Annotated in this window: 23 protein-coding genes, 1 tRNA gene and 1 riboswitch; of the genes, 14 read left to right on the forward strand and 10 right to left on the reverse strand. The window is 67.2% G+C overall.

Translation table 11 applies throughout. The annotated features are described in order from the left end of the window. Positions 1–173: 173 nt before the first annotated feature. Positions 174–250, forward strand: a riboswitch (S-adenosyl-L-homocysteine riboswitch). 43 nt (positions 251–293) lie between these two features. From ahcY to ACT9AS_RS12415, 5 genes are all read left to right on the forward strand, one after another. Continuing rightward, entirely contained in the window at positions 294–1,757 is a 1,464-nt protein-coding gene (gene ahcY / locus ACT9AS_RS12395) for an adenosylhomocysteinase (RefSeq protein WP_445100463.1), read from the forward strand. 225 nt (positions 1,758–1,982) lie between these two features. Continuing rightward, a complete protein-coding gene (gene metF, locus ACT9AS_RS12400; protein ID WP_445100464.1) occupies positions 1,983–2,807 on the forward strand; it encodes a methylenetetrahydrofolate reductase [NAD(P)H] in 825 nt (274 codons plus the stop codon). A gap of 108 nt (positions 2,808–2,915) precedes the next feature. After that, the gene (locus tag ACT9AS_RS12405) at positions 2,916–3,551 is read left to right on the forward strand and encodes a hypothetical protein (RefSeq protein ID WP_445100465.1); all 636 of its coding nucleotides are present in this window, start codon (positions 2,916–2,918) and stop codon (positions 3,549–3,551) included. Positions 3,552–3,597: 46 nt separating this feature from the next. After that, a complete protein-coding gene (locus ACT9AS_RS12410; protein ID WP_445100466.1) occupies positions 3,598–4,248 on the forward strand; it encodes a hypothetical protein in 651 nt (216 codons plus the stop codon). 73 nt (positions 4,249–4,321) lie between these two features. Then, positions 4,322–5,242 (forward strand): branched-chain amino acid transaminase, encoded by a 921-nt coding sequence (locus tag ACT9AS_RS12415; protein ID WP_445100467.1) that lies wholly within the window; start codon positions 4,322–4,324, stop codon positions 5,240–5,242. Positions 5,243–5,413: 171 nt separating this feature from the next. Here the strand turns inward: ACT9AS_RS12415 and ACT9AS_RS12420 are convergent, their stop codons facing one another. From ACT9AS_RS12420 to ACT9AS_RS12445, 6 genes are all read right to left on the reverse strand, one after another. Then, positions 5,414–6,778: an ATP-binding protein gene (locus tag ACT9AS_RS12420; protein WP_445100597.1), complete on the reverse strand. Its 1,365-nt coding sequence runs from the start codon at positions 6,776–6,778 to the stop codon at positions 5,414–5,416. Beyond that, entirely contained in the window at positions 6,765–7,448 is a 684-nt protein-coding gene (locus ACT9AS_RS12425) for a response regulator (protein ID WP_445100468.1), read from the reverse strand. The genes ACT9AS_RS12420 and ACT9AS_RS12425 overlap by 14 nt, the downstream gene beginning before the upstream one ends. Before the next feature lie 387 nt (positions 7,449–7,835). After that, positions 7,836–8,762, reverse strand: a complete 927-nt coding sequence (rimK, locus tag ACT9AS_RS12430) for a 30S ribosomal protein S6--L-glutamate ligase (protein WP_445100469.1) — start codon at positions 8,760–8,762, stop codon at positions 7,836–7,838. After that, positions 8,759–9,241 (reverse strand): putative ATP-dependent zinc protease, encoded by a 483-nt coding sequence (locus ACT9AS_RS12435; RefSeq protein ID WP_445100470.1) that lies wholly within the window; start codon positions 9,239–9,241, stop codon positions 8,759–8,761. The genes rimK and ACT9AS_RS12435 overlap by 4 nt, the downstream gene beginning before the upstream one ends. A gap of 61 nt (positions 9,242–9,302) precedes the next feature. Continuing rightward, positions 9,303–9,376: transfer RNA gene (locus ACT9AS_RS12440), tRNA-Gly, on the reverse strand. A gap of 43 nt (positions 9,377–9,419) precedes the next feature. Then, complete coding sequence (locus ACT9AS_RS12445; RefSeq protein WP_445100598.1) at positions 9,420–11,252, reverse strand: autotransporter domain-containing protein; 1,833 nt, start codon at positions 11,250–11,252, stop codon at positions 9,420–9,422. Between the two features lie 162 nt (positions 11,253–11,414). On the opposite strand from ACT9AS_RS12445, the gene thiS reads away from it, so the two are divergent. The 4 genes from thiS to ACT9AS_RS12465 all read left to right on the forward strand — a co-directional run bounded on the left by thiS (position 11,415) and on the right by ACT9AS_RS12465 (position 15,312). Then, the gene (gene thiS, locus ACT9AS_RS12450) at positions 11,415–11,615 is read left to right on the forward strand and encodes a sulfur carrier protein ThiS (RefSeq protein WP_445100471.1); all 201 of its coding nucleotides are present in this window, start codon (positions 11,415–11,417) and stop codon (positions 11,613–11,615) included. Positions 11,616–11,757: 142 nt separating this feature from the next. Continuing rightward, complete coding sequence (locus ACT9AS_RS12455; RefSeq protein ID WP_445100472.1) at positions 11,758–12,567, forward strand: thiazole synthase; 810 nt, start codon at positions 11,758–11,760, stop codon at positions 12,565–12,567. 145 nt (positions 12,568–12,712) lie between these two features. Beyond that, positions 12,713–13,441, forward strand: a complete 729-nt coding sequence (gene trmB / locus ACT9AS_RS12460) for a tRNA (guanosine(46)-N7)-methyltransferase TrmB (protein ID WP_445100473.1) — start codon at positions 12,713–12,715, stop codon at positions 13,439–13,441. Positions 13,442–13,473: 32 nt separating this feature from the next. Continuing rightward, the gene (locus ACT9AS_RS12465; protein WP_445100474.1) at positions 13,474–15,312 is read left to right on the forward strand and encodes an SLC13 family permease; all 1,839 of its coding nucleotides are present in this window, start codon (positions 13,474–13,476) and stop codon (positions 15,310–15,312) included. Between the two features lie 83 nt (positions 15,313–15,395). On the opposite strand, the gene ACT9AS_RS12470 is transcribed toward ACT9AS_RS12465, so the two are convergent. Beyond that, entirely contained in the window at positions 15,396–15,743 is a 348-nt protein-coding gene (locus ACT9AS_RS12470; protein ID WP_445100475.1) for a Rieske 2Fe-2S domain-containing protein, read from the reverse strand. Positions 15,744–15,835: 92 nt separating this feature from the next. On the opposite strand from ACT9AS_RS12470, the gene ACT9AS_RS12475 reads away from it, so the two are divergent. The 5 genes from ACT9AS_RS12475 (at position 15,836) to ACT9AS_RS12495 (ending at position 20,653) form a co-directional block, all read left to right on the forward strand. Beyond that, positions 15,836–16,147 carry a hypothetical protein gene (locus ACT9AS_RS12475; RefSeq protein WP_445100476.1) on the forward strand — a complete coding sequence of 104 codons (312 nt, stop codon included), beginning with the start codon at positions 15,836–15,838 and terminating at the stop codon, positions 16,145–16,147. After that, on the forward strand, positions 16,144–16,872 hold the full coding sequence (locus tag ACT9AS_RS12480) for a fumarylacetoacetate hydrolase family protein (RefSeq protein WP_445100477.1): 729 nt from the start codon (positions 16,144–16,146) through the stop codon (positions 16,870–16,872). The genes ACT9AS_RS12475 and ACT9AS_RS12480 overlap by 4 nt, the downstream gene beginning before the upstream one ends. Before the next feature lie 58 nt (positions 16,873–16,930). Then, entirely contained in the window at positions 16,931–17,350 is a 420-nt protein-coding gene (mscL, locus tag ACT9AS_RS12485; protein WP_445100478.1) for a large conductance mechanosensitive channel protein MscL, read from the forward strand. A 166-nt stretch (positions 17,351–17,516) separates the two neighbouring features. Beyond that, positions 17,517–18,896: a M28 family peptidase gene (locus tag ACT9AS_RS12490; protein WP_445100599.1), complete on the forward strand. Its 1,380-nt coding sequence runs from the start codon at positions 17,517–17,519 to the stop codon at positions 18,894–18,896. A gap of 23 nt (positions 18,897–18,919) precedes the next feature. Beyond that, complete coding sequence (locus ACT9AS_RS12495; protein ID WP_445100479.1) at positions 18,920–20,653, forward strand: EAL domain-containing protein; 1,734 nt, start codon at positions 18,920–18,922, stop codon at positions 20,651–20,653. Between the two features lie 173 nt (positions 20,654–20,826). Here ACT9AS_RS12495 and ACT9AS_RS12500 read toward each other — a convergent pair whose 3' ends face one another. The 3 genes from ACT9AS_RS12500 to ACT9AS_RS12510 are packed head-to-tail and all read right to left on the reverse strand — an operon-like array spanning position 20,827 to position 26,013. Beyond that, on the reverse strand, positions 20,827–21,774 hold the full coding sequence (locus tag ACT9AS_RS12500) for a hypothetical protein (protein ID WP_445100480.1): 948 nt from the start codon (positions 21,772–21,774) through the stop codon (positions 20,827–20,829). A gap of 5 nt (positions 21,775–21,779) precedes the next feature. After that, positions 21,780–23,240, reverse strand: coding sequence for a hypothetical protein (locus tag ACT9AS_RS12505; RefSeq protein WP_445100481.1), 1,461 nt, complete (start codon positions 23,238–23,240; stop codon positions 21,780–21,782). 10 nt (positions 23,241–23,250) lie between these two features. Further along, positions 23,251–26,013, reverse strand: coding sequence for a type VI secretion system tip protein TssI/VgrG (locus tag ACT9AS_RS12510; protein WP_445100482.1), 2,763 nt, complete (start codon positions 26,011–26,013; stop codon positions 23,251–23,253). Between the last annotated feature and the right edge of the window lie 66 nt (positions 26,014–26,079).

Genomic DNA, 26,079 nt, shown 5'->3' on the forward strand with positions numbered 1-26,079 from the left:
TGGAGAGGCATGGCGGGTTCCGGAGTGGCCGGCCGAGTTATACCACCAAGACAATCAGAGTGGTATAACAGCCCCGGTCGCAATCTTCCCGCAGAACGCGGGCAGCGCAACATACCCATCGACTGCTGCTGGTTAAGCTCGAGGCGAAGTGCCGCGATATAATCGCCGCCTGCCCCGCCGAGGGGCGCTGCGACCGTCGCAAGGACGGCCAGGCTCGGCGAGGTTCCACGAACAACGGCGCCCGGTTGCTTTCACCGCCTGCCGCAACGGCAGGCGAATAACCGGAGCTTCAAATGAACGCTGTAGCAAAACCCGCCTCTACCAGGCAATTCTCGATGGATGGCGACTACAAGATCGCCGACATCTCGCTGGCCGATTACGGCCGCAAGGAAATCGACATCGCCGAGCACGAGATGCCCGGCCTGATGTCGATCCGCCGCAAGTACGCCGCCGAAGCGCCGCTCAAGGGCGTGCGCGTCACCGGCTCGCTGCACATGACGATCCAGACCGCGGTGCTGATCGAGACCCTGAAGGACATCGGCGGCGACGTGCGCTGGGCCTCGTGCAACATCTTCTCGACCCAGGACCACGCCGCCGCCGCGATCGCCGCGACCGGCACCCCGGTGTTCGCCTGGAAGGGCGAGACGCTGGAAGAGTACTGGGACTGCACGCTGGAGGCGCTGAGCTTCCCCGACGGCAACGGCGGCTACCTCGGCCCGCAGCTCGTTGTCGACGACGGCGGCGACGTCACCCTGCTGATCCACAAGGGCTATGAGCTGGAACAGGGCGACGAGTCTTGGGTCAACAGCGCCTCGGGCAGCCACGAGGAGCAGGTCATCAAGAACCTGCTCAAGCGCGTGCACGCCGAGCGCCGCGGCTTCTGGACCACCGTGGTGCGTGACTGGAAGGGCGTGTCGGAGGAAACCACCACCGGCGTCCACCGCCTGTACCAGCTGGCCGAACAGGGCAAGCTGCTGATCCCGGCGATCAACGTCAACGACTCGGTCACCAAGTCCAAGTTCGACAACCTGTACGGCTGCCGCGAGTCGCTGGCCGACGGCCTCAAGCGAGCGATGGACGTGATGCTGGCCGGCAAGGTCGCAGTGGTCTGCGGCTACGGCGACGTCGGCAAGGGCTGCGCGGCGTCGCTGCGGGCCTACGGCGCGCGCGTGGTGGTCACCGAGATCGATCCGATCTGCGCGCTGCAGGCGGCGATGGAAGGCTTCGAGGTCAACACCATCGAGAGCACCCTGGGCCACGGCGACGTCTACGTCACCACCACCGGCAACCGGGACATCATCACCGTCGAGCACATGCAGGCGATGAAGGACCAGGCGATCGTCTGCAACATCGGCCACTTCGACAACGAGATCCAGGTCGACGCCCTGTACGCGCTGAAGGGCGTGGAGCGGATCAACATCAAGCCGCAGGTCGACAAGTTCGTATTCCCGAACGGCAACGCGATCTTCCTGCTGGCCGAGGGTCGTCTGGTCAACCTGGGTTGCGCGACCGGACACCCGAGCTTCGTGATGTCCAACTCGTTCGCCAACCAGACCCTGGCGCAGATCGACCTGTGGGCCAACAAGGACAGCTACGGCAAGCAGGTCTACCTGCTGCCGAAGAAGCTCGACGAGGAAGTCGCGCGGCTGCACCTGGAGAAGATCGGGGTCAAGCTGACCACGCTGAGCGACACGCAGGCGAAGTACCTCGGCGTCGCGGTCGAGGGGCCGTACAAGCCGGATCACTACCGCTACTGATCCACGGCTTCATGCGACGAAGAACGGGCGCCCACGGCGCCCGTTTTTTTGGCGGGACAGGGTCATGTCTTTTTGTAGGAGCGACGTAAGTCGCGATCTCACCGATATCCGGTTTCGTCGTGCGATCGCGACTTACGTCGCTCCTACAGGAAGCACACCGCACCGATTGAACATTCATCGCGATGGAGCGATATACTCGCTCCACTTCCATCGCGACCGCGCCCAATGACCCCGATCAGCTTCGAGTTCTATCCGCCCAAGACCGATGAGCAGCGCGCGCAACTCGACCGCACCACGACCCGGCTCAAGGCGCATTCGCCCGAATACGTGTCGTGCACCTTCGGCGCCGGCGGCTCGACCCTGAGCTATACGCCGGAGACGGTGGAGCGGCTGCAGGGCCACCATGCGCTCAGCTCGGCACCGCACATCTCCTGCGTCGGCGGCACCCGCGCCGAGATCGGCGCCCTGCTGCAGCGCTACAAGGCGATGGGTTGCCGTCGCATCGTCGCCCTGCGTGGCGACCTGCCATCCGGCATGGGCCATCCGGGCGACTTCCGCTACGCCACCGAACTGGTCGAGTTCATCCGTCGCGAGCACGACGGCCAGTTCCATATCGAGGTCGCCGCCTACCCGGAAACCCACCCGCAGGCACGCGACGCCCGCGCCGATATCGGCCATTTCGTGAGCAAGGTGCGGGCCGGCGCCGACGGTGCGATTACCCAGTACTTCTACAACGCCGACGCCTACTTCCGCTTCGTCGACGACGTCCGCGCGGCCGGGGTCGACATCCCGATCGTGCCGGGGATCATGCCGATCTCGAACTTCAGCCAGATCCGCCGCTTCTCCGAAATGTGCGGCGCCGAGATTCCGCGCTGGGTCGCCCAACGCATGGCGGCCTACGGCGACGACACCGAAAGCGTCCGCGCCTTCGGCGCCGAAGTGGTGGCCGGTCTGTGCCGGCGTCTGGTCGAGGGCGGCGCGCCCGGCCTGCACTTCTACACCTTGAACCTGGCGAAACCGACACTGAACGTCCTCGCCGGAATGACCTGAGTTCAGCCGGGGTTGCGCTGAAGTTCAGTCTCGCCGCCGTTTGGCGACGGGGCTTTGACGGGGGCGGATCGAGCATGGCGGTTACTTGTCCGCAGGCTCATCCGTCCCATGAACAGGTTCCCGCCAAGCGCCCTTGCCGCGACGATGCTGGCCGCCCTCGCGACACCCGGCTTTGCGCCCGCGCAGAGCAACGGCGGCGGAATCCAGCGCTGCGAGGCGCCCGATGGCGTCGCGATCTACACCGACAAGGCCTGCTCGGCACTCGGCGCCATCGCCACGCCTGTTTCAGGCGAACTGCTGACCCGGCTTGTCTCGGACAACGGCGAGGACGCTGGCAGCGCCCACGCCGTCTTCGGCGGGCGGCGGGCGCCCGCCATAAGCCGTCGTTCCGCCGCCAGCGGCTGCGCGCGGTCCATCACCCAGTTGTCGATGGACCTGCAAGGCGCCTGGGCGCTGGGCGACGTCAACCGTATCGCCGAGAGCTACCACTGGGCCGGCCTCGGGACCCGCCAGGCGCGTCCGATCATGCAGCGGCTGGACCGCCTGGCCGAGCAGCCGCTGTGGCAGACCCATTATTTCGACGCCCGCATCGGCGGCGGGATGATGCAGTTCGCCGACGCCTCCGGCGGCGGGTCCGATGGCAACGTCGGCGTCATGCAACTGGTTCTCGGCGACGGCGCCTCGCGCCGGGTCCAGGACTTCGACGTCCGGCGTTACCACGGCTGCTATTTCGTGCAGTTCTGACGGGCTGCACTTTCAACCCGCCATGGCGACGGCGTAGGCTGGCCGGATGCCCCGCCAAGCCGACCCGATACGTTCCCGCCGCACCTTGCCCTGCCGCATCGCCCTGCCCGTGCTCGCGCTGCTCTGCACGCTGGCTTGGTCCCCGGGGGGCACCGCCCAGGTCAACCGTTGCGAGCACAGCGACGGCACGGTGGCGTTCACCGACCACCGTTGTCCGGACATCGGCGCGGTCGAGCATAAGCCGGCATCCAGCGTGGCCGGCCGCCATCGCATCTACCGCGGCGGCTGCGCACGCAACGAACAGGACCTGATGTTCGAGATGGCCACCGCCATCGACGGCGGTGATGCCAACCGCCTCGCCAGCGTCTACCACTGGGTGGGCATGTCCAGCAGCGGCGCCACCGCGGTGATGGAGCGGCTCGACGAAGTGGTCCGGCGGCCACTGGTCGACATCGTGCCGGTGATACCCGAACCGGATCCGGCGCCGCTGCCCGCTTCCTTCGTGACCGGCCCGGCGGCCGTGCAAAGTCCGGTTGCAACCGTCGAACCGGCGGCCGGACGCTATTACCCGTCGACCGTGGTGCAAACCCGGCCGGTCGCCTTGCGGGTGGTACAGACGCTCGACAACGGCGTCACCCCGGCCGACACCGTGTTCGGCCTGCACCGCTATTTCGGCTGCCTGTGGCTTACCGGCTGAGCCGCGGCCCGCTACGGCGCGACCGATGCGGCGCAAGCAGGCACAATAGGCGGCTCCCCCAGGCGGAAAACCGATGATGCAATACCCCGAATGGATTTGGCACAACGGCGCGATCAAGCGTTGGGAAGAAGCGACCACCCACGTGATGTCGCACGCGCTGCATTACGGCTCATCGGTGTTCGAAGGCATCCGCAGCTACGAGACACCTGACGGTCCGGCGATCTTCCGGCTCACCGACCACAACACCCGCCTCCTCGCGTCGGCCCGCATCTACGACATGCCGATGCCGTACGGCGTCGCCGAGATCAACGCGGCCTGCCGCGAAGTCATGCGCCGCAACGGCCTGGGCAAGGCCTACCTGCGGCCGTTCGCCTTCCGCGGCCTCGGTGGCTTCGGACTGTCCGCCGACACCCCGGTCGACACCTCGGTGGCGGCGTGGGAGATGGGCCCGTACCTCGGTGCCGGCGTGCTCGAGGCCGGGATCGACGCCTGCGTGTCGAGCTGGCAGCGGTTCGCCCCCAACACCATCCCGGCCGGCGCCAAGGCCGGCGGCAACTACCTGTCCGGACAACTGGTCGCGCGCGAGGCGCGCCGGCTCGGGTTCGGCGAGGGCATCGCGCTGGCCTCCACCGGGTTGTTGTCGGAGGGCGCGGGCGAGAACCTGTTCCTGGTGTTCGACGGCGCCCTGCACACCACCCCGGTCAGCGCCGCGCTGCTCAACGGCATCACCCGCAACTCGATCATCCGGCTGGCGCGCGACGTCGGCATCGAGGTGGTCGAGCGCGACCTGCCGCGCGAATACCTGTACCTGTGCGACGAGTTGTTCATGTGCGGCACCGCCGCCGAGATCACCCCGATCCGCTCGGTCGACGGCCGCCAGGTCGGCGCCGGCAAGCCGGGGCCGGTAACCCAGCGGATCCAGGAGCTGTTCTTCGGTCTGTTCGACGGCCGCACGCCCGACAAGTACGGCTGGCTGGAGCCGCTGGACGCCTGACACGCGACGCCCCGACAGCTCGATGTAGGAGCGACGTAAGTCGCGACTCTCTGAACCCGGCAAACACCGACATGTGCGTTTGCGATGTTCCTGCCGGAGCGTCTCGATGCACCTGGCGGGTGAACCCATGTCGCGTCGGCCACACCAGTGCGTTCGCGACCCACGTCGCTCCTACAGGGAAGCGGGTTCGGCCTCGTCGAAGGTCAGCGTAGCCACCACGCCCTGTTCGTCGCCGGGCCGGACCCGCACGCTCCAGCCGTAAAGCGCGCACAACCGGCGCACGATCGAAAGGCCGATGCCGCCACCCTGCGAGTGGCCCGCATGGGTGCCGCGGTAGCCACGTTCGAACAGCTTGGCGGCGTCCTCGGCGCTGAGCCCGGGGCCCGAGTCGATCACCTCGACCGATCGGGGGTGCAGACGCACGATCACCTCGCCGCGGGTGGTGTACTTCACCGCGTTGCCGACCAGGTTGCCCAGCGCAACCGCGACCGCGGCCTCCGGCGCATCCACCACCAGGCCACGCTCGCCCTCCATCCGCAGCTCGAGCGGCTTGCCGGCGACCTGGGTGCGGTGCACCTCGAGCAGTTGTTCGGCGACCTTCGCCACGTCGGTCGAACCGTGCCCGCGCTCCTCGCGCGACAGCAGCAGCAATGCGCTGATCAGGTCCGTGCACTGCAGCTCGGCGCGCTGGATGCGAAGCAGGCGGCTGCGGGTCTTGTCGTCGATATCGGGGCGTGCCAGCAGCAACTCCGCCGCCCCGCGGATCACCGCCAGCGGCGTGCGCAACTCATGGCTGACATCGGCGTTGAACTCGCGGTCGCGCTTCACCACGTCGGTCAGCCGCCCGGCGTAGTCGTCCAGCGCCTCCGCGAGTTGGCCGACCTCGTCATCCGGAAAATGCGCCGCCAACGCCTCGGGCTGGGCGCTGCGACCGGATCGCTTGAGCCGGCGCGCCAGTTCCGACACCGGACTCATCACGCGTGATGCGGACCACCACCCCACCAGCAGCGACAACAGGGTGAACACCAGCACCGAGCCGAATATGGCGCGGTTGAACTGCGCTTCGCCGCGCGCCGCCTGGGTCATGTCGTAGGCGAGGAAGAACCACGCCTCCGGCGTCTTGCGCACCGCGAGCTTGTAGGAAAACGGCGAGCCGTCGGGCTCGGTCCCCTTGATGCTGTGGATGCCATCGGGCAACTCGTACCAGTCCGGCTCCTCCAGGCGCAACGCTTCGAACCGGTCGGGTCCGACCATGCGCGCATACATCTGCTGCACCAGGATCTCCGGCTTCTCTTCCGGGTTGCTGAAATACTGGCGCGCGTATTCATCGATGTTGCGGTTCATCACGTCTTCGACCAGTTGGTTCTCGACCCGGTTGCGGGTCCAGTTGGTCGCGAACGCGAACAGTGCCGTCAGGCCGAAGCCAAGCAGCACGAATCCAAGAATGATGCGGCTGCGCAGCCGCCGCCGGTAGCGCATCCGGCGTCGCGGCCGTCCGGCGCGGCCGTTCGCCTCGACTGCCTCAGTTTCCGGCATCGAGCTCGGCGATCCGGTAACCGATGCCATGGCGGGTCTGGATCAGCTTGCTGTCGAACGGCTTGTCGACCACCGCGCGCAAACCGTGGATGTGCACCCGCAGCGAGTCTGAATCCGGCAGTTCCTCGCCCCACACCCGGGTTTCCAGTTCCTGCCGCGTCACCACCGCCGGACTGGCTTCCATCAGTGCCTGCAGGATCTTCAGCGCGGTCGGGTTGAGCTGCAGCAGCTTGCCCTGGCGGCGCACCTCGAGGGTGTCGAGGTTGTATTCCAGGTCGGCGGCGTTGAGCACCCGGGTCTGCACCCCGCGACCGCGGCGGGCCAGCGCGTTGAGCCGGACTTCGACCTCCTGCAGCGCGAACGGCTTGATCAGGTAGTCGTCGGCGCCGGAGTCGAACCCGGCCAGCTTGTTGTCGAGGCTGTCGCGGGCGGTCAGCATCAGCACCGGGGTCTGCTTGCGGGCCTCGTTGCGCAGCTTGCGGCAGACCTCCAGGCCATCGAGTCCGGGCAGGTTGAGGTCGAGCACGATCGCATCGAAGTCATGGACCACCGCCAGGTGCAGGCCGGTGATGCCGTCGGCGGCGAAATCCACGGTATGGCCCCGATCTTCGAGGAAATCACCCAGATTGGCGGCGATATCCTGGTTGTCTTCAATCACGAGAATGCGCATCGGACCTTCCTGTTGGTGGGGCTTTGACCGACCCGATGGAGCCAGGTTCCCGGTCGGGCGATGGTTGCAGGCAGTGCATGGCGCCCCGGCAAGGGATTCTGCCAGAGCACGGACGCCTGCAAGCATGCCCTGTTCACGCGTGACGAGGCCGTCACCCGCGGTACGGGCAGTCAATAAAAAACCCGGGCGCGGAGCCACCGCGCCCGGGTCAAGGGTGTTGCCCCGATACCGTAACTCGCGGTGTCCATTGCCATGGACGCGTGTCGCTGACTCGCGCCAGGGCCGTGGAGCCGGGCAAAGCTGCGGTTTGGGGAAGCCTACGCAAGGTGCGATTAAACGCTTGTTAATTGCGACGTGAAGAGCATGTTAACCCAGCTCATCTGAAATCTATTTGTTTGTTTTCAACAACTTGCGTTCCGACGCCTGCTTGGCCGCACGGCGCTTGTGACGCTCGGCCACGTAGGCGACGACCTCGCCGGCGACATCCACGCCGGTGGCATCCTCGATGCCCTCCAGTCCCGGCGACGCGTTGACCTCCAGCACCAGCGGCCCGCGCCGCGAGCGGATCAGGTCGACACCGGCAACACCCAGCCCCAGCACCCGGGCCGCGCGGATCGCCGCGTCCTGCTCGGCGACGCTGGCCTTGGCGCCCTTGGCGCTGCCCCCGCGGTGCAGGTTGGAACGGAAGTCGCCCTTCGGCGCCTGCCGCTTCATCGCAGCGACCACCTTGCCGCCAACCACGAAGCAACGCAGGTCGGCGCCCTTGGCCTCGGGGATGAACTCCTGCACCAGGAACTGCGCGTAGAGGCCGCGCAGGGCTTCGATCACGCCCTTCGATGCCGACAGTTTCTCGGTCAGCATAACCCCGGCGCCCTGGGTGCCCTCGTTGAGCTTGATCACGTGCGGCGGCGGACCGAGCATCGACAGCAGGTCGGCGGTGTCGTCGGGGTTGTCGCCGAAAACCGTGGCCGGCAGCCCGATCCCCTGCGCCGCCAGCAACTGGTGGCTGCGCAGCTTGTCGCGCGCGCGCAGGATCGCGTCGGACGAGTTGGGCGTGAAGCTGCCCATCAGTTCGAACTGGCGCAGCACCGCGGTGCCGTATCGCGTAACGGACGCGCCGATGCGCGGGATCACCGCGTGGTAACCGGAGATCGACTGGCCCTTGTACCGCATCGCGAAACCGTCGCTGTCGATGCGCATGTAGCAGCGCAGCGGGTCGAGGATGCGCACGCTGTGGTGCTGTTCACGCGCGGCCTCGACCAGGCGGCGGGTCGAATACAGCTTGGTGTTGCGCGACAGGATGGCGAGCTTCATGGGTGTGGGGTCCGCGGGGGATCGGAGGGATTGCCGGCCGGGTCGGCGCGGCCGTGCAGGAACGAGCGTGCGGGATCGATCGTGAAGGCGCGGGCCATCGCGCTGCGGCCGAGCAGCATCGGGAACCGCATCCCGCGCCGGTCGGTCAGGTTGATGTCGATGTCGCGTTCGACCCCGGCCACCCGCAACGGCGTGCGCACGAAGGCCCGCAAGCTCGTATGACCGCCCGAATCGGTGACCTCGCGCTCATCGACGATCGCACTGGTGCATTCGATGGTGGCGGCGTTTCCGCCCGGCGTCAGGCGGAACCCGACCCAGGGCGCACCGCCCTCGACGAAGCGCCATTGCGCATCCACGTGCAGCGCCGAACTGCGCGCGCCACTGTCGACCTTGGCCTGGATCGCACGGATGCCGAGCCCGGGCAAGGCGACCCATTCACGCCAGCCCAGCAGGATGGAGGGAGACGGTGAAACCGACATCGAAGCCTCCGGCAACCAAAAACGGCGGCCCCGTCCGTAAAGATCGAGGCCGCCGTGGATGTGGAGCGGGTGAAGGGAATCGAACCCTCGTCAGTAGCTTGGGAAGCTACAGCTCTACCATTGAGCTACACCCGCGTGCCGCAAAGTCTAAGGCAGTGGCGCTGGAACGGGAAGCAGGTCAGAAGCGGCTGCCGACAGTGGCGAACACGGTCGCATCGTGCCCGCCGGTGCGACCGACGCTCAGGCTGCTGCCGAGGTTCGCGTCCAGCCCGAACAGCTGCGTGCGTGCACCGAACATCACCGTGCCGTAGCTGTCATCGAACGCCACGCCCGGGACCGCGTAGTCCGCCGTGCCCGGCATCGACTGCAACCGCGCGAAGGCCTGTTCCGCATGGTCCTCGAACTCGCGGTCGACGGTCGCCCGCGCATACGGCTGGAACGCACCCGCGTCCAGCCGTACCTGCCAGCCGACGCTGCCGATCATCGAGTCGAACGACTGCTCCGGATAGGCCAGCGAGGTCGACAGCTGCGGATCGCTTTCGGCGAACTCGTCGATCTCGATCTTCTGCGCCAGCAGCCCCAGCACCGGACCGTGGCGCAGCGCGCCGTCGCCGAACTCCCAGCCGCCATTGACGCCGAAACTCACGTTGCTGCCGTCGACGTCGGCGCGGTGCACGCGGGTCGCCTGGCCAAGATTGGCGTTGCGCTCGATGTCGAAGCCGAGCTGGCTGTAGCTGGCCTGGGCGTTGACCCAGCCGCCGGCCTCGGAGGTCCAGCCGAGGTAGCCGCCGATGCTGGCTTCACTCTGGTCGAAGCTGCCGCCGCGGTTGCCCCAGTCGTGGCCCTGCTGGCCGTAGCCGCCGAACGCACCGTAGGTCAGCGCGCCGCTGCGCCAGTCGACGCCGACGGTCAGCGCCGGACCGACGCCGTCGTACACACGGCCGTGGTCGTAACGCTGGAAGTCCCCGCGCACGTCCGCCCACCAGCGCGAACCGTCGCCATCGGCAGGCACCGCCAGTTGCACGGCGACCCGGTCGGCACGCGCCCGGCCGGTGACCGAAGCGGAGTTCGTCAGCACCGCGATCTGGCGCGGGGCCTCCAGCACCGAGGCGGCGTAATCGGCGATCACGCCATGGGCGGCGCCGGACGGGTGCACGCCATCGGCGAACGCATAGCTGGTGGCGGCGTCGGGCGAGACGTAGGTGTTCGGATTGCAGGTCAGCGACTGCGCGGTGATCTGCGGCTGGCAGGCGGTGCCGGTGATGTTGCTGAAGCCGAACGCCTCCGGATTGGCCGCAACCTCCTGGAACAGGTGGAAGGTATCGAGCGGGATCACCCGCAACCCGGCCTGGGCGAACGCACCGAACAGCGCATCGTTGTAGGCCGCCGACAACTGGGTCCCCGCCCCCTGCGCCGCCGGGCCCTGTGCGCGGAAACCCGGGGTCAGGCCGATGTCGGGGATGGTCGGGACCAGGATGTACTCGGCGCCGGCCGCCTTCAGCGTGCCGACCACGCCGACCTGCGCCGCCACCGCGCCGCCGATCACCGGTGCCGGGTCGCCGCCCGCGACCGCCGTCGCAACCGCGGCGAACACGTCGTTGTTGCCACCCCAGACCGTATACAGCGCATTCGGATCGGCGACGCCGCCGGTGGCCGACAGGTAGTTGGCGACCTGGGTCGCCATCGATGGGGTCGGGCCGAGTTCACCGACCACGTCGGTCCCCGAGCGGGCACCGCCGACGGCGTAGTTGGTACCGCCCTGGTTTTCGGAGGTCGCATCGGTGCCGTAGAAGTCGGCCAGGTACTCGGACCAGACCAGCCACGGATTGGTGGTGAACTTGCCGACCAGCGCGGCATCCGGGCCGGCGACCTGGATCAGGGTCGGACGGAAATGCCCGGAGTCGGTCAGGCTGTCGCCGAAGAACACCGTCTGCGAGTACGGGTGGTCATTGGACGCGGCGCCGGCCTGGGCGAACGCCGGTGCAGCAGCCAACGCGAGGGCGGCAGCCAGGATGGTGCGGACGGGTTTCATCATTGAAAGCTCCTGCAACGGAAGGGGGCAGCGCGACATACGCTGGTGGACGGATGCATCGAAACACGCACGCCCGCCGCAGGCAAGGCACCGAAGTCACCCCTACTGGCCCCGCCCTGCGCGACACGGGACAATGGCCGCATGAACATCACGCTCAACGGCGAGCCACGCACGCTCGCAGCACCCACCACCGTCACCGCGCTACTGCAAGCCGAAGGGCTGGGCGAGCGCCGGGTCGCCGTGGAGGTCAACGGCACCATCGTCCCGCGCAGCCGGCATGGCGAGCACCCGCTGGCCGACGGCGACACGGTCGAGATCGTGCACGCACTCGGCGGCGGCTGAGTCACTACCCGCGAGACAAATGGCGACGCGGGAATAATGTAGGAGCGACGTAAGTCGCGATCGCACGGCGAACCCGCTCACCGACGCGCCCCAACACGCTTCACCCCCGGCGAGCGCCGCGCCACGATGCGATAATCCCCGCATGAACGCTCCCCACGCCCCCGACACCCTGCTTTCCCAACCGCTGCTGATCGCCGGCAAGAGCTACCGCTCCCGCCTGCTGACCGGCACCGGCAAATTCAAGGACCTCGACGAGACTCGCCGCGCCACCGAGGCCGCCGGCAGCGAGATCGTCACCGTCGCGATCCGCCGCAGCAACATCGGCCAGAACCCCGGCGAGCCGAACCTGCTCGACGTGCTGCCGCCGGACCGCTACACCATCCTGCCCAACACTGCTGGCTGCTACACCGCCGACGAGGCCGTGCGCACCTGCCGGCTCGCCCGCGAGCTGCTCGACGGTCACCAGCTGGTCAAGCTCGAAGTACTCGGCGACCAGCGCACCCTGTTCCCCGACGTCGTGCAGACCCTCGCCGCGGCCGAGACGCTGGTGAAGGACGGTTTCGAGGTGATGGTCTACACCTCCGACGACCCGCTGCTGGCCAAGCGGCTGGAGGAGATCGGTTGCGTCGCGGTGATGCCGCTGGCGGCGCCGATTGGTTCCGGCCTGGGCATCCAGAACAAGTGGAACCTGGTCGAGATCGTCGAGAACGCCAAGGTGCCGATCATCGTCGACGCCGGTGTCGGTACCGCCTCCGACGCCGCGATCGCGATGGAACTGGGCTGCGACGGCGTGCTGATGAACACCGCGATCGCCGGCGCGCAGGACCCGGTGCTGATGGCGCACGCGATGAAGCTGGCGATCGAGGCCGGCCGCGCCGCGTTCAAGGCCGGACGCATCCCGCGCAAGCGCTTCGCCAGCGCATCGTCGCCGGTGGACGGGCTGATCGGGTGAGTGGACTTGCCGAACCAGTCAACCTCAGCGGTGGCGCGAAGCGCCGGATGAGGGCCGTGCGGGAACTCGACGGTATCGGAACCCGCGGCTTCGCCGCGCCCTCACCCCAACCCTCTCCCGCCAGCGGGAGAGGGACCCAGAAGCCATGACCGATACCGGCAAACCGGGCAAGGCGCCGCCCAAGCCGTTCACGGTCACCGAGGGCCATCGCCAGATCCGCAGCTTCGTGTTGCGCCAGGGCCGCTTCAGCCCGGCCCAGCAGCGCGCGTTCGACCAGCAGTGGTCGCGCTTCGGCATCGACTACACCGGCCAGCCGCGCGATTTCGACGCCGTGTTCGGCCGCAGCGCGCCGCGCGTGCTCGAGATCGGCTTCGGCAACGGCGAGGCGCTGCGCTTCGCCGGGCAAAACGACACAGACCGCGACCTGATCGGCATCGAGGTCCACGCCCCCGGCGTCGGTCGCCTGCTCAACGCGCTGGCCGCCGACGACGCCCGCAACGTACGGGTCTACCACCACGATGCGGTCGAAGTGCTGGCCAATGAGGTCGCCGACGCCAGCCTCGACGAGATCCGGATCTACTTCCCCGACCCGTGGCACAAGAAGCGCCACAACAAGCGGCGGCTGGTGCAGCCGGCGTTCGCCGCGCTGCTGGTGCGCAAGCTCGCGCCCGGCGGTCGCTTGCACCTCGCGACCGATTGGCACGACTATGCGGAGCAGATGTGGGACGTGCTCGACGCGACCGATGGCATCGTCAACCGCGCCGGGGAGCGCGGCTCGGTACCGCGGCCGGACTGGCGCCCGCAGACGCATTTCGAGACCCGCGGCCAGAAGCTCGGCCACGGGGTATGGGATCTCCTTTACGACCGCAGTTGAAAAGTCGCTGACCCAAGGTTGCCCGGCCCGGCATGGACACCGCACTGACGCTCACCACCGACATGAAGCTCGTCCTCGGGCTGGTGGGCTTCACGATGGCGATGTTCCTGTTCGAGCGCATCCGCGCCGACGTGGTCGCCCTCGTGGTGCTGGTACTGCTCGGACTGTCCGGACTGGTCGCGCCCGACCAGATCTTCAACGGCTTCTCGTCCAACGCGGTGATGAGCATCATCGCCACGATGATCCTGGGCGCCGGTCTCGACCGCACCGGCGCGCTCAACCGCCTGGCGGCGTGGCTGCTGCGGCGGGCGCACGGGGTCGAGTCGCGGTTGATGCTGCTGACCGGCGCGGTCGCCGGCCTCAACTCCTCGATCATGCAGAACCCGTCGGTGATGGCGCTGTACCTGCCGGTCGCCTCGCGGCTGTCGTCGCGCACCGGACTGTCGCTGCCACGCATGCTGCTGCCGATCGCGATCGCGATCGTCATGGGCGGCACCCTGACGATGGTCGGCAACTCGCCGCTGATCCTGCTCAACGACCTGCTGCTGTCGGCCAACAGCAACCTGCCGTCGGGCGTGGCGATGCTGGAGCCGTTGCAGATGTTCGCGCCGATGCCGATCGGCCTGGCGCTGCTGGTGGCGGCTCTGGCCTACTTCCACTTCTTCGGCGACCGGCTGCAGCGCGAGGAGGACGGCAAGGGCGCGACCCCCGCGCGCACCCAGAGCTACTTCGCCAACGCCTACGGCATCGAGGGTGACGTCTACGAGTTGACCGTCACCGCCGACAGCCCGCTGGTCGGCATGTCGCTGGGCGAGGCCGAGACGCTGCACGGCGCACCGCTGATCCTCGCACTCAAGACCAAGGACGAGTCACGGCTGTCGCCGCCGGCCGATGCGCGGATCTGGGTCGGCAGTGTGATCGGCGCGATGGGATCCAGGCAGGAGGTCGGTGATTTCGCCCAGAACCAGATGCTGCGCATGAGTTCACGGCTGCGCAATTTCGGCGACCTGTTCAATCCCAGCCGCGCCGGCATTTCCGAGGCGGTGATCCCGGCGACCTCCAAATTCATCGGCAAGACCGCCCGTGACCTGCAGTTGCGACGGTCGAAGGGCCTGAGCCTGCTGGCGATCAACCGCGACAAGAAGGTCATGCGCGAGGACGCCCGCGACGTCGCCCTGCGCGCCGGCGACATGCTGGTGCTGCACAGCATCTGGACCGAGCTGGCCGATGCCGCCAAGGGCAAGGACCTGGTGGTGGTGACCGATTACCCGAAGGGCGAGCAGCGGCCGCACAAGTTGAAGATCGCGCTCGGCATCTTCGCGGTGTCGCTGCTGCTGGCGCTGTCGTCGCGGCTGCCGGTGTCGATCGCGCTGATGACCGGCGTGGCCGGCATGCTGATCGCCGGGGTGATCCATATCGACGAGGCTTACTCGGCGATCAACTGGAAGACCGTGTTCCTGATGGCCTGCCTGATCCCGCTGGGCTGGGCGATGGACTCCAGCGGCGCGGCCTCGTGGGTGGCCGGCAACAGCGTGGAACAGCTTCCGGACGGCACGCCGGCGTGGCTGCTGCAACTGGCGCTGGGCCTGCTGACCACGCTGTTCTCGCTGGTGATCAGCCACGTCGGCGCGACCATCGTGATGGTGCCGCTGGCGGTCAACCTGGCACTGGCGGTGGGTGGCGACCCGACCGCGTTTGCGCTGATCACGGCGTTGTCGGCATCGAACAACTTCATGACCGCGTCGAATCCGGTGATCTCGATGATCACCGGCCCGGCCGGCTACACCGGCAAGGAGTTGTGGCGGGTCGGCGGGCCGTTGTCGCTGATCTACACGGTGATCGCGGTGCTGATGGTCAACCTGCTGTTCTGAATGACGGGCTTTGTGTAGGAGCGACGTGAGTCGCGAACGCCTCGCCATCCGGGATCGCCGTGCGATCGCGACTTACGTCGCTCCTACACGCACCCCTCGCTTTTCAGCCAGACGGCGGCGTCGCGGACTTCGACCGGAACCGCGCGCAGCGATTCGCCGCGGCACGGGCCGGCCAGGCATTCGCCCCGCAGCAATTCGAAACTGGCGCCATGCGCGGCGCACACCAGCAGCCCGTCCTTGCTCTTGAGGAACTGCCCCGGCGCCCAGTCGAGCCGTCGCCCGGCGTGCGGGCAGACGTTCAACCACGCGCGGACCTCGTCGCCCTGGCGGTGCAGCACCAGCGACTCGGCGTCGCCGTCGAGGGTCGCCTCCACCTCCGCAAATGCGCCGTCGGCGATCTGCTCCAGCGCAATCAAGGGAGGTTGGGTCATGAACGGAGTCGCCAATTGTTTAACGAAGTTCTCACAACTGTACGGCGGCCTGCACCGATACTCTCGTGTCCGGCTTTCCGCCGCATTGTGCCATGACGTACCGAATGACCGCCCAGACGTTCCGCTTCCACAGCCACCAGTTCCAGTCGCGCGTGCGCTCCGCGTTCAAGCCGCGCAAACCGCGCCATCGCCTGCTGCGTTTCGCGGTCGGCCTGGTCGGGCTGGCGTTGATCGTGCTGCTGGTGATGTTCGGGGTGGTGGTCGGTGCGGCGATGCTGGTCGCCGGCTTGGCATACAAGCTGTGGCACGGCCGCGGCAAGCCGATCGCGGCGCGCCGTTCGCACGATCCCCGCGTGGTCGACGCCGAGTACCGCGTGGTCGAAAAGCCCGCGATCGATCGTTGACCGACGTCATCGCGGCACCGCCGCAGCCACGCATTCCCGTCGGCTCCGGCGACGACGCAAGCTTCCCGGTGCGACGCATCCATTGCGTCGGCCGCAATTTCGCCGACCACGCCCGCGAGATGGGTGCCTCCGCACCTGATTCCAAAGCAGCGCGCGGCAACCCGGTGTTCTTCTGCAAGCCCGCCGACGCGCTGGTGATCGACGGCGTGGTGCCCTACCCGCGCGGTACCGCCGAGCTGCACCACGAAATCGAACTGGTTGTCGCACTCGGAGTCGACGCGCCGCCGGGCGTGCTCGATCCGGCCGACGCCGGCGCGCTGGTATTCGGCTACGGCGTCGGGCTCGACCTGACCCGCCGCGACCTCCAGGCCGCCGCCAAGGCAAAGGGCCTGCCGTGGGATACCGGCAAGGCGTTCGATGCGTCCGCTCCGGTGAGCCGGCTGGTTCCCGCCGGGGAGTGCGGCGACATCTCCACGCGTTCGCTGACCCTGCATGTCAACGGTGAAGTCCGCCAGCACGGAAAGCTGGTCGACCTGATCTGGGACGTGCCCGACATCCTGCACGAGCTGTCGAAGCTCTACGCATTGCGCGCCGGCGACCTGGTCTTCATGGGCACGCCGGCCGGCGTCGGTCCACTGCAGCCGGGCGACCGCTTCCACGCGAGCCTCGACGGCGTGGTCGAATTCGACGGTCACGTCGTTGACGGCGGTATCGACGCCATCTGATGCGGTAGGCTTCAGGCGCTACTGACAACCCGCTTCTCATCACGACGGAGATATCGACATGAGCATGGTCAGCGAGTTCAAGGCATTCATCGCGCGCGGCAACGTCCTGGACCTGGCGGTCGCGGTGATCATCGCGGCGGCATTCGGCAAGATCGTCACCGCGCTGGTCGACGGCATCATCATGCCCATCGTCGGCCTGGTCGTGGGCGGGGTCGATTTCTCGCAGTTGTTCGTCGCGCTCGATGGCAACGACTACGCCAACCTCGCCGCCGCGCAGGAAGCCGCGGCGCCGGTGATCACCTATGGCGCCTTCATCCAGACCATCATCGACTTCCTGCTGATCGCGTTCGTGATCTTCATGATCGTCAAGGCCTACAACCGCATGATCAAGAAGGAAGAGGCCGCTCCGGCCGCGCCAGCCGAGGAGGTCCTGCTGCTTCGCGAGATCCGCGATTCGCTGAAGCGCCCGGGCGTATGACCGCCGCGAAGTGCCAAGCGCGGCACAACGCCGCGTGACTTGAGGCACGCCAACACGAAGCCGCGAGTTGATACGCTCGCGGCTTCGTCGTTTTCAGGGCCGTGGCCCCGCAGGAGATCCGATGCGCCTTCCGTTGCTGCTGGGTACCACCCTGGCCACTTCCCTGATGTTCGCCGGCGCATTGCACGCCGCGCCGAAGGACACCACCATCCCCGCATCCGCGATCGACACCGCCGCCGACCTGCGCGAGACCGCGCTGGCCAGCGACCTGGGCTACCGCATCACCGAATCGCTGACCACCGAGGTCGGCCAGCGACTGGCCGGCAGCGAGGCCGACGCGCGCGCGGTGGCCTGGGCCAAGGCCAAGTTCGAGGCCCTGGGCTACGACAAGGTCTGGACCGAGCCGGTGACGTTCCCGAAGTGGGAGCGTCGCAGTGAGAGCGCCCGGGTACTTGGACCGCACGCGCAACCGCTGGCGCTGACCGCGCTCGGTGGCAGCCCGGGCGGCACCGTCACCGGCGAGGTCGTGCGCTTCGCCGACCTGGCCGCGCTGGAAGCCGCGCCGGCCGGCTCGCTGGCCGGCAAGATCGCCTTCATTGACTACAAGATGGAGCGAGCCCGCGACGGCGCCGGCTACGGCCCGGGCTCGCGCACGCGTTCCGGCGGCCCCTCGGCCGCGATCCGCGCCGGCGCGATCGGCTACGTGATGCGTTCGGCCGGCACCGATTCGCACCGCAACCCGCACACCGGCATCACCCGTTTCGACGACGGCCTGACCCCGATCCCGTCGGCCGCGCTGGCCGTGCCCGACGCCGACCAACTGGCGCGACTGCTCGCGCTGGGCAAGCCGGTGCAACTGGAGGTCGCACTCGACTGCGGCTGGAACGGCGAAGCGACCTCGTACAACGTCATCGGCGAGATCACCGGCAGCAGCAAGCCCGACGAAGTGGTCGTGATCGGCGGCCACCTGGATTCCTGGGACCTCGGCACCGGCGCGATCGACGACGGCGCCGGCGTCGGCCTGACCATGGCCGCCGGCAAGCTGATCGGCGACCTGCCGACCGCCCCCGCGCGCACCATCCGGGTCATCGCGTTCGCCAACGAGGAGCAGGGCCTGCATGGTGGCCGCGCCTACGCCAACGCCCACGTCGGCCAGATCGAGCAGCACCAGATCGCCGCCGAGAGCGATTTCGGCGCCGGCCGCATCTACGCCTTCGACACCTCCGCGCCCGACTACGCCAAGCCCGCGGCCGCCCAGATCGCCGAGGCGCTGGCACCACTCGGCATCGCCTACACCCCGGGCGAAGGCGGCCCCGGCCCGGACATCAGCCCGTTTGCCGGCAAGGGCATGGCCTGGGCCGCGCTGCGCCAGGACGGCACCGACTACTTCGACCTGCACCACACCCCGGACGACACCTTCGACAAGATCGACGCCGAGGCGCTTGCGCAGAACGTCGCCGCCTACACGGTGTTCGCGTACCTGGCCGCGTCGGCCGATGGCGACTTCGGCAGTGAGCTGAAGCAGGTCACGCCGCCGTCGGAATGAGCAACCGGCAGTAAGCTGTGGGCATGCCACAGCGCTATGACGATTTCGGAAGCATCGCGACCGACCCCGTAACCGGGGTCTACCGGCTGGGCGCCAACGGCCCCAACCTGGCCACCGCACTGGCCGCGGCGGGCGCCACCAAGCGGCGGGTGGCGCTGCTGCACATCGACATCGACATGTTCCGCTCGATCAACGCGAACATGGGCGAGGACATCGGCGACCAGGCGCTGGCTGCGGTCGCGCAGCGGCTGCGCAAGGCGATTCCGTCGGACGCGTGGCTCTGGCGGCTCAACAGCGACGAGTTCGTCGCCGGCGTCGGCTATCGCGAAGGCGAACTCGACGGCGCCGGGCTAGCCGAGCGCCTGCGCGACGCGCTCGAGATCCCGCTGTCGATCCCGCCCTACACGATGCCGATGACGATCTCGATCGGCATCGCGATCTACCCCGACCACGCCCCCGACGCCGCCAGCCTGCTCGCCAAGGCGGAGCAGGCCCTGCGGCGGGTCAAGGAAGAAGGCCTCGACGCGGTCGGCCACTACTCCACCCGCCCCACCCGGCCACCCGGTGGCGACGATTTCGCCGGCCGCCTGGTCGAGGCGCTCGACAACGAGTCGTTCCGGCTGTTCTACCAGCCGCTGGTCAGCGCCCACGATGGCGGCCTGACCGGCTTTGGCGCGCTGCTGCGCTGGCAGACCGACAGCGGCCTGCTGCGCCCGAATCGTTTCATGGACATTGTCGAACGCGTCGGCCTGTCCGCGCGCCTTGGCGAGTGGGTCACCGGAACCGCGGTCGCGCAGCTGGCCGACTGGCGCGCGCAGGGACTCGATTACCTCGGCATGTCGGTGCACCTGGCCGGCTCGATGCTGGCGCAGTCCGATTGCGTCGACCGCATCGGCGAACTGCTGCACCGGCATGGCCTGCCTGGCAGCGCGATGGAGTTCGAGATTTCCGAGAACGTGCTCGCGCTCGATGCCCGCCAGGTGTTCGACACCATCGGCGGGCTACGCGATCTCGGCGCAACCCTGACGGTGCAGGACTTCGGCCTCGGCGGCCTCAGCTTCGCCGCACTCGCTCAATACCCGCTGGACCGGCTCAAGATCGACCGCAGCTTCATCCGCAACGTCGCCAGCGACACCCGCAGCGCGGCGATCGTGCGCGGCATCATCGCGATGGGCCACCGGCTCGGGATGAAGGTCACCGCCAAGGGCGTCGAGAACGAAAGCGAACTGGGCTTCCTGCGCCGCAACCACTGCGACTTTTTCCAGGGCTACCTGTTCAGCGAACCGCTGCCGGCCGACCAGCTCGACGAACTGGTCGGGCGCCGCTTCCTGCTCCCCAACGCGTTCGCCGCCACCCGTCCCGAGCGCACCCTGCTGCTGCTCGACGACGAGGAGAACGTGCTGCGCTCGCTGGTCCGCCTGTTCCGCCGCGACGGCTACAACGTCCTCACCGCCAACAGCGTGCGCCAGGCATTCGACCTGCTGGCCAGCAACACCGTCCAGGTCATCGTGTCCGACCAGCGCATGCCCGACATGAGCGGCACCGAGTTCCTCGGCCGCGTGCGCGACCTCTACCCCGACACCATCCGCATGGTGCTGTCCGGCTACACCGACGTGACCACGATCACCGAAGCGATCAACCGCGGCGCGATCTACAGGTTCCTGACCAAACCGTGGCACGACGAGGAACTGCGCGAGCATATCCACGCCGCGTTCCGCGCCTTCGAGCGGCGCGCAGCGGGTGAAGCTGGTTACTAGGCATTGAACCCAAGTTGCGGGCCGCCGATACAGCACGCTCCTGCCTCCTCATGCACGGCGATCGAAAATGGCTATGCGCGGGCCAAGAGCGGCAAGGGGCGCAGGATCTTTTGCTTTCACGGTGACGCCAGAGAGAGAACAACGCCCTGGCGCAGTCCGATGGGACGCGCGCGCTACAACGACGGGACGGACTGGTCGGGCGACCACTGCCAGAAGGTCGCGCCGTAGCTGCTGCCTTCGATTTCGGGAAATACATCGCCCTGCTTGAAGTAGCGGCGGCTGTTTTGCTTGGCAGGGGTGAACCAGTAGCCGGCGCGCGAACACTCCTTGCCGGCGGGCAGACGCAGCGGTGGCGCTTCGACCGGCCCAAGCCCCTCGCTCAGCGGGATCGTTTCACCCGGAACGCGTTCGACCAGTGTCCATCGTGTCGGCTCACGGCTGACGTTCTGCATTCGCTTGGGGTCGTAGCCGACATTGGCTTTGTCGGCGGGGTCGCCGGCAATCAGAAACTGGGCGCAACTGTCGTCGATTTCCGGCAGGTAGATGCCGGTGCGCGGCACTGGGTCACCGGTTTGCACGGTGACTGAAGAATTCAGGCGGTACTTGGGCCACGCATCCACATCCGGCAGTGGGCCGCGGGAATCCGGGTTATATCGATCCGTCAAACCGCCCTTGATCCAATACGCGCCTGCCGTCCGCCAGATGGGGTCGGCGTAGCGGCCCGCAGTGTGCAGCAGATCGCTGTATTTTTGGAAAGCGCCTACTTCCACTTCGTCGAACCAGGCGGTCGAGAAGTCGCGTTGGCCACGAATATCGTTCGCCACTCCATGCGCTGCATCCAGCGACCGCATTTCACCATGGGTAAGCCTAATATAGGAGTCTTGCAGTTCAAGCAGGGTTGAGCGGAAGTTCGGTAAAACGATCTCGCCCCACACTATGTCCGGCTGCGCAGGCTGAGGACGACCGCGATAGTTGGCAGGGAGCTGATCCACAAATTGAGACAGGCAATGCTCCACATGCTTGACCATGTCCTCCCAGGCGTCGCGTATCAGAACGAAGTAGGCCTTGGAGCTGTAGTGCTCCAATAAATAAATTTCCTGCGGAATCAGCGGAGTTGCCATCAGAGTCACATAGTTTCATGGATGGGAAGATTTCGCTCATCCATATTGTTGGTAAGTTTCGGAAGACCTAAGAATTGGTCGCTTTCGCCGTGGAAGTCGGTGTAACCCCACCCAGTCGGCTGTCGTTTTCCGAACTGCTCCGGTTGGAGCTGGCCGGGGTCGAGCACGATCTGCGTACCTCCCCCCTCCAGAACGTACTGACTGGTGCTGTCAAGCTTTTGGCTGGCGGTAGCCCCTTCCCAGACCCTCAATCCGTCCCCCGGCGGGACGGTATAGGTCACGTATTCGCCGTTGCGGTTCCAGTGCCGCCAGACTGCGAAACGGCGGCGCCAATCGCCGCGATTTCTCAACGCCTTGAACTCGGCTTCACGCATCCAGCAAATGCTGTTGTCCTTGGAGGAGGGGTCGACGACACGGTACAGCTTCTCCCCCGGGGGGACGACGACGGCTTCGGCATCGTGGAACGTTTGATAGGTGCTCTTGGTAGCAGGATTCACGGATGTGTCGCTAATGTCGGGCCATAACGCCTGGGCGGGAGCATCATCAAGCGGTTGGAATTCGATCTTCCTTGTCTCATCCACCCAACCAGGCTTGTTCAGATCAAGCTCGACCCGGTCCTGTGCCAAGGTAGGCCGCACATATTTGTGCGGATTGACGGAATCGACGTGCGCCCGATAAGCCATGTCGCCCTCGACTTCCAGGCAGCGGGCCAGCTTGTCCAACCATTGTTTGACCGGTCGCGCGATCTCGCCCACCTTGGCATTGAGCGCCCGGCGGATTTCGACAACCGATTGCAACAACCGGACGGCACGGGCACCCATCGCTTCGGTGCCCCAGCGCTGGATGAGGTCCACGAAGTAACGTAGCGTCTCCAGTACCGAATCGAATGCCTTGCCCAGCTCGCTGGCGTTGACCTTGCTCGCCACCTCGTCAATTTTTCCGGCGAGCCATTTGTAAGGATTGGCTATGCGAAGCGCACTAAGCGTCTTCCGTACTGCCGGATGAGCGAGATGTTGATTGAGCTTCCCAATTCCGGCCTCCACGAATGGCCGGCTCGCGCGCCAGAAGTCGCTGTCCAAAGCGGACTTGCTGGCCCGGAACAACGATTTACGACCGTAGGCGAGCAGTATCTTGCCGCAGCCTTTGCCGAGCGACCCGAGAACCGGGAAGAGACCAACCAGCGTAAGCGACAGGCCTACCCAAGCCCATTTATTGCTGCTGTCTTCGTTGATCTTGCGGCAATTGGCGACTACGTCCCGCACGTCGCAAAGTTGATCGACGAACGGGATCATCGAGATCACCGTGCCAGTAGCGATCTGCGCCGTACTCTGCTCCTCGGCAAAGTCCCCCTGGATCACTTCCCAGAGCCACTCCGCGGCCGCGGACAGATCTTCTTTGGCGCTTTCCATCCAGCGTGCCGGCGCGGAGCCGTACCACGCCAGCGCGTTTTCGAGTTCATCCCACATGACGCCTTCCTTAGCCCAGTTTTGATCGCGAGACCGCTACGAGTGCCGAAAGCGGTTCCCAAGGCTCGTCCTCGAGCGGCTCGATTGGTTCGTACTCGACCCGCTCTGCTCGTCTCGGCACGTTTTCATGCCGTGCATGGCCGTCGGCGTCCAGTTTGCCCTTGACCGTCTGCCCGCCCTCGAAAAAGATCGTATAGCCCTGCCCGGCGAAGGGCTGGCTGTCGGCATCGCGATGATCTATTTCGATCCAGTTTTCCAGCTTTAGCTTGCTGTCCGGCAGCACTCCCAGCGCCGCTGCAGTACTAGCCCCACCCTTGAACGGCACTTGCCCCGCCTTGACCGTGAAGTTGCCCGGGCACGCAAACGTGATGTTGCCGCCTTCCAGCGTGATCTGCGTCTGGCCGGCCTGCAGGACGATCTTCTGCTTCGCCAGCACGTCGATGCGCTCGTCCGTGGCGGTGACGGTGACGGACTGGTCGGCCAGCAATTCCAGCGGACCGGTGTGGGCCTGCAGGCTCACTGGGCCGTTGGCGGCGATGGCCTTGACCGGGCCATGTTGGGCGAACAGGGCGAGGTGGCCGCCGCTGACGCCGGCAAAGGTGTGCGCGGCAGCCAGGTGGGCGTCCTGCTGGCTGGTCAGGTGGCTGTGGCCGCCCGCGTAGGCGACTGCGCTGGCGGGCGTCGTGAGGGCGATGGCGTCGGGTGATTCGGCGATCAGGACCGGGGTGGCGAACTTCTCGACCGGGTCGCCGCCGTCGCGGTTGGCACCGCTGGGCTTGGTCGCACTCTGGCCTTTGACGCTGCCGCTGTACTTGCCGTCCTGCTCGGAGTCCAGCGTGGTGATCAATTCGGTTTGCCGGGCGTTGGCGTCCAGTGCGGCGACCTCGCTGCCCTGCGCGGCATCGCTCAGCGCCTGCGCGGTGCGTTCGGCCGCTTTGAGTTGACCGACGGCTTCGGCAATGTCGAGTTGGGTCGACGTGGCGTGGTTGCGGGCGCTGGTCGATAGCAACACGCCGTGCCCGGCGCGGAGATTGGCCCAGCCCAGCGTGGCCAGGTCGAATCCTTCGCCGCGGTAGCCGCCCCGCGATGCGTTGCCAGCATCGATCAAGTGGCCCAGTTCGAGCCGGCTGTCGGCAAGGGATGTGTGCAAACGCTGGCGCAACTGGCCGGTGGCATCGTCGAGCAACCATTGCTGGGTGCCGCTGTCATCGAGCGATTGCGTGTGCAGGCCGCTGACAGTGCCCGGATGGTTGCTCGCATCGCCCAACGCGAACGGTGGGGCGACCTCGCCATTGAACAGTTGGCCGACAACGACGGGCTGGTCGATGTCGCCGTGCTGGAATTCCACCAGTACCTCGCTGCCGATCCGCGGCAGCGCGTGGCTGCCCCAGTTGGGGCCGGCCTGCCACTCGGCCACGCGCACCCAGGTGCCGGAGGCGTCGTCGCCCGGGGCATGGCCGTCGGGGTGGGCGCTGGAGCCGGTATCGGTGAGGCCGCCGCGGTTGGGGTTGCGGCCACGCTGCCAGGGGAACTGGATGCGGACCTGGTGGTCGCGGGTGCTGGTGACCGCCGCATCGGGCAGGCCGACCACGCGCGCGGTCTGCAGGCCGGGTGCGGTCGGCCTGGGCCTCGAGGTCGGAACGATCGCGGTATCGGCGCCGACCGCGGCAAACCGGTTCCGGTAGCTGCCGCGCTCCAGTTCGGCACCGTCGAGCAGGGCGACGATGCCGCTGCCCAGATTGTTGGCGGCGATGTGTTCGACCGCCAGCGGGATGAAGCGCTGGCCGGAAAGACCGGGATGCCCGGTCAGGGTGAAGGCCAATCCGGCGCCCAGGCCGCGGGCGCTGCCGGCGCCCGCGTGCAGGCGCTGCGGCAGGCGCAGGGCATCCAGTTGCAGGTCGGCGGCGAGGTCGGCGTGGCGGCGCTCGGCAAAGCGACCGGACGATGCGGCGGTGTAGACCTCGCGGGTCGGTAGGTTGGGGCCGGCCGGGTCGGCGTCGATGGCGGCGGCATGCGATTCGACCCGCTCGGGCTGCCAGCTGGCGGTGGTGACGGCGTTGGCGGTGGCCTGGCGCTGCTCGCTGAAGTGGCTGATCGCATCCAGCGATTCGGTCGCGTCGATGCGGTGGAAGCGCACCGTCGCCGGGTCGGCATCGACCACCTCGGCCTCGCGGTCGAAGATCACCAGAGTATGGCGCGCGTCGTCGCCTCCCTCGTCCGGAACCGCGGCTTGCGCGTGCTCGAAGCGCCAGGCCAGGCCGGCGTCGGCCAGCAGGCGGAACACGAAGTCGTGGTCGCTCAGGCGGTACTGGGTCCGGGTGGGAAACACCGGCAGCGGCTGGGTCGCATCGATGCGGTACGAGGCCTGCGGATAATCGTCGAGGATCCGTTCGATCACGCCGATGGCGTCGAGGTCCTGGAAGATGATCGCGTTGCGACGCAGCTTCAGGAACGCGGTCCACGGTTCCATCGTCAGCCGGTAACGCGCCAGTCCGCCGTCACTGCCCAGTGGCGCCACCCGCGTGCAGTGGCCGTGCCAGTGGCGGTGCGAGCCGTCAGCCTGCCGCAGCCGCAATGACAGCGGCTGCCCGATCAGGGCCTCGGCGTCTAGGAACGCCGACGTCGAGAGGCAATCGATGTTGAATTCGAAGTCGGCGCAGACCGACTCGTGGCCCTCGAAGCGTTCGACCACCAGTGCGCCGGGCGCGGCGGTGTCGATCTCGATCAGGCGGGTATCTTGCGACAGCAAAGTCCAGAGAGCAGGCAAATCCATTGCCATGGCATCCACTTCCATTTAGATGCCGACAAGGATAGCACCGCCGGGACGTGGGCCATTGAA

This window comes from Lysobacter sp. F60174L2, from assembly GCF_052547135.1.

Bases quoted from the DNA above. Each gene is read 5' to 3' on its own strand.
- trmB (WP_445100473.1), top strand. From the start codon at position 12,713: ATGACCGATACCGGCAAACCGGGCAAGGCGCCGCCCAAGCCGTTCACG.
- ACT9AS_RS12435 (WP_445100470.1), bottom strand. From the start codon at position 9,241: ATGTCGGTTTCACCGTCTCCCTCCATCCTGCTGGGCTGGCGTGAATGG.
- ACT9AS_RS12465 (WP_445100474.1), top strand. From the start codon at position 13,474: ATGGACACCGCACTGACGCTCACCACCGACATGAAGCTCGTCCTCGGG.
- ACT9AS_RS12425 (WP_445100468.1), bottom strand. From the start codon at position 7,448: ATGCGCATTCTCGTGATTGAAGACAACCAGGATATCGCCGCCAATCTG.
- ACT9AS_RS12495 (WP_445100479.1), top strand. From the start codon at position 18,920: ATGCCACAGCGCTATGACGATTTCGGAAGCATCGCGACCGACCCCGTA.
- rimK (WP_445100469.1), bottom strand. From the start codon at position 8,762: ATGAAGCTCGCCATCCTGTCGCGCAACACCAAGCTGTATTCGACCCGC.
- ahcY (WP_445100463.1), top strand. From the start codon at position 294: ATGAACGCTGTAGCAAAACCCGCCTCTACCAGGCAATTCTCGATGGAT.
- ACT9AS_RS12455 (WP_445100472.1), top strand. From the start codon at position 11,758: ATGAACGCTCCCCACGCCCCCGACACCCTGCTTTCCCAACCGCTGCTG.
- ACT9AS_RS12410 (WP_445100466.1), top strand. From the start codon at position 3,598: ATGCCCCGCCAAGCCGACCCGATACGTTCCCGCCGCACCTTGCCCTGC.
- ACT9AS_RS12420 (WP_445100597.1), bottom strand. From the start codon at position 6,778: ATGCCGGAAACTGAGGCAGTCGAGGCGAACGGCCGCGCCGGACGGCCG.
- ACT9AS_RS12470 (WP_445100475.1), bottom strand. From the start codon at position 15,743: ATGACCCAACCTCCCTTGATTGCGCTGGAGCAGATCGCCGACGGCGCA.
- thiS (WP_445100471.1), top strand. From the start codon at position 11,415: ATGAACATCACGCTCAACGGCGAGCCACGCACGCTCGCAGCACCCACC.
- mscL (WP_445100478.1), top strand. From the start codon at position 16,931: ATGAGCATGGTCAGCGAGTTCAAGGCATTCATCGCGCGCGGCAACGTC.
- metF (WP_445100464.1), top strand. From the start codon at position 1,983: ATGACCCCGATCAGCTTCGAGTTCTATCCGCCCAAGACCGATGAGCAG.
- ACT9AS_RS12505 (WP_445100481.1), bottom strand. From the start codon at position 23,240: ATGTGGGATGAACTCGAAAACGCGCTGGCGTGGTACGGCTCCGCGCCG.
- ACT9AS_RS12405 (WP_445100465.1), top strand. From the start codon at position 2,916: ATGAACAGGTTCCCGCCAAGCGCCCTTGCCGCGACGATGCTGGCCGCC.
- ACT9AS_RS12475 (WP_445100476.1), top strand. From the start codon at position 15,836: ATGACGTACCGAATGACCGCCCAGACGTTCCGCTTCCACAGCCACCAG.
- ACT9AS_RS12490 (WP_445100599.1), top strand. From the start codon at position 17,517: ATGTTCGCCGGCGCATTGCACGCCGCGCCGAAGGACACCACCATCCCC.
- ACT9AS_RS12510 (WP_445100482.1), bottom strand. From the start codon at position 26,013: ATGGATTTGCCTGCTCTCTGGACTTTGCTGTCGCAAGATACCCGCCTG.
- ACT9AS_RS12500 (WP_445100480.1), bottom strand. From the start codon at position 21,774: ATGGCAACTCCGCTGATTCCGCAGGAAATTTATTTATTGGAGCACTAC.
- ACT9AS_RS12415 (WP_445100467.1), top strand. From the start codon at position 4,322: ATGATGCAATACCCCGAATGGATTTGGCACAACGGCGCGATCAAGCGT.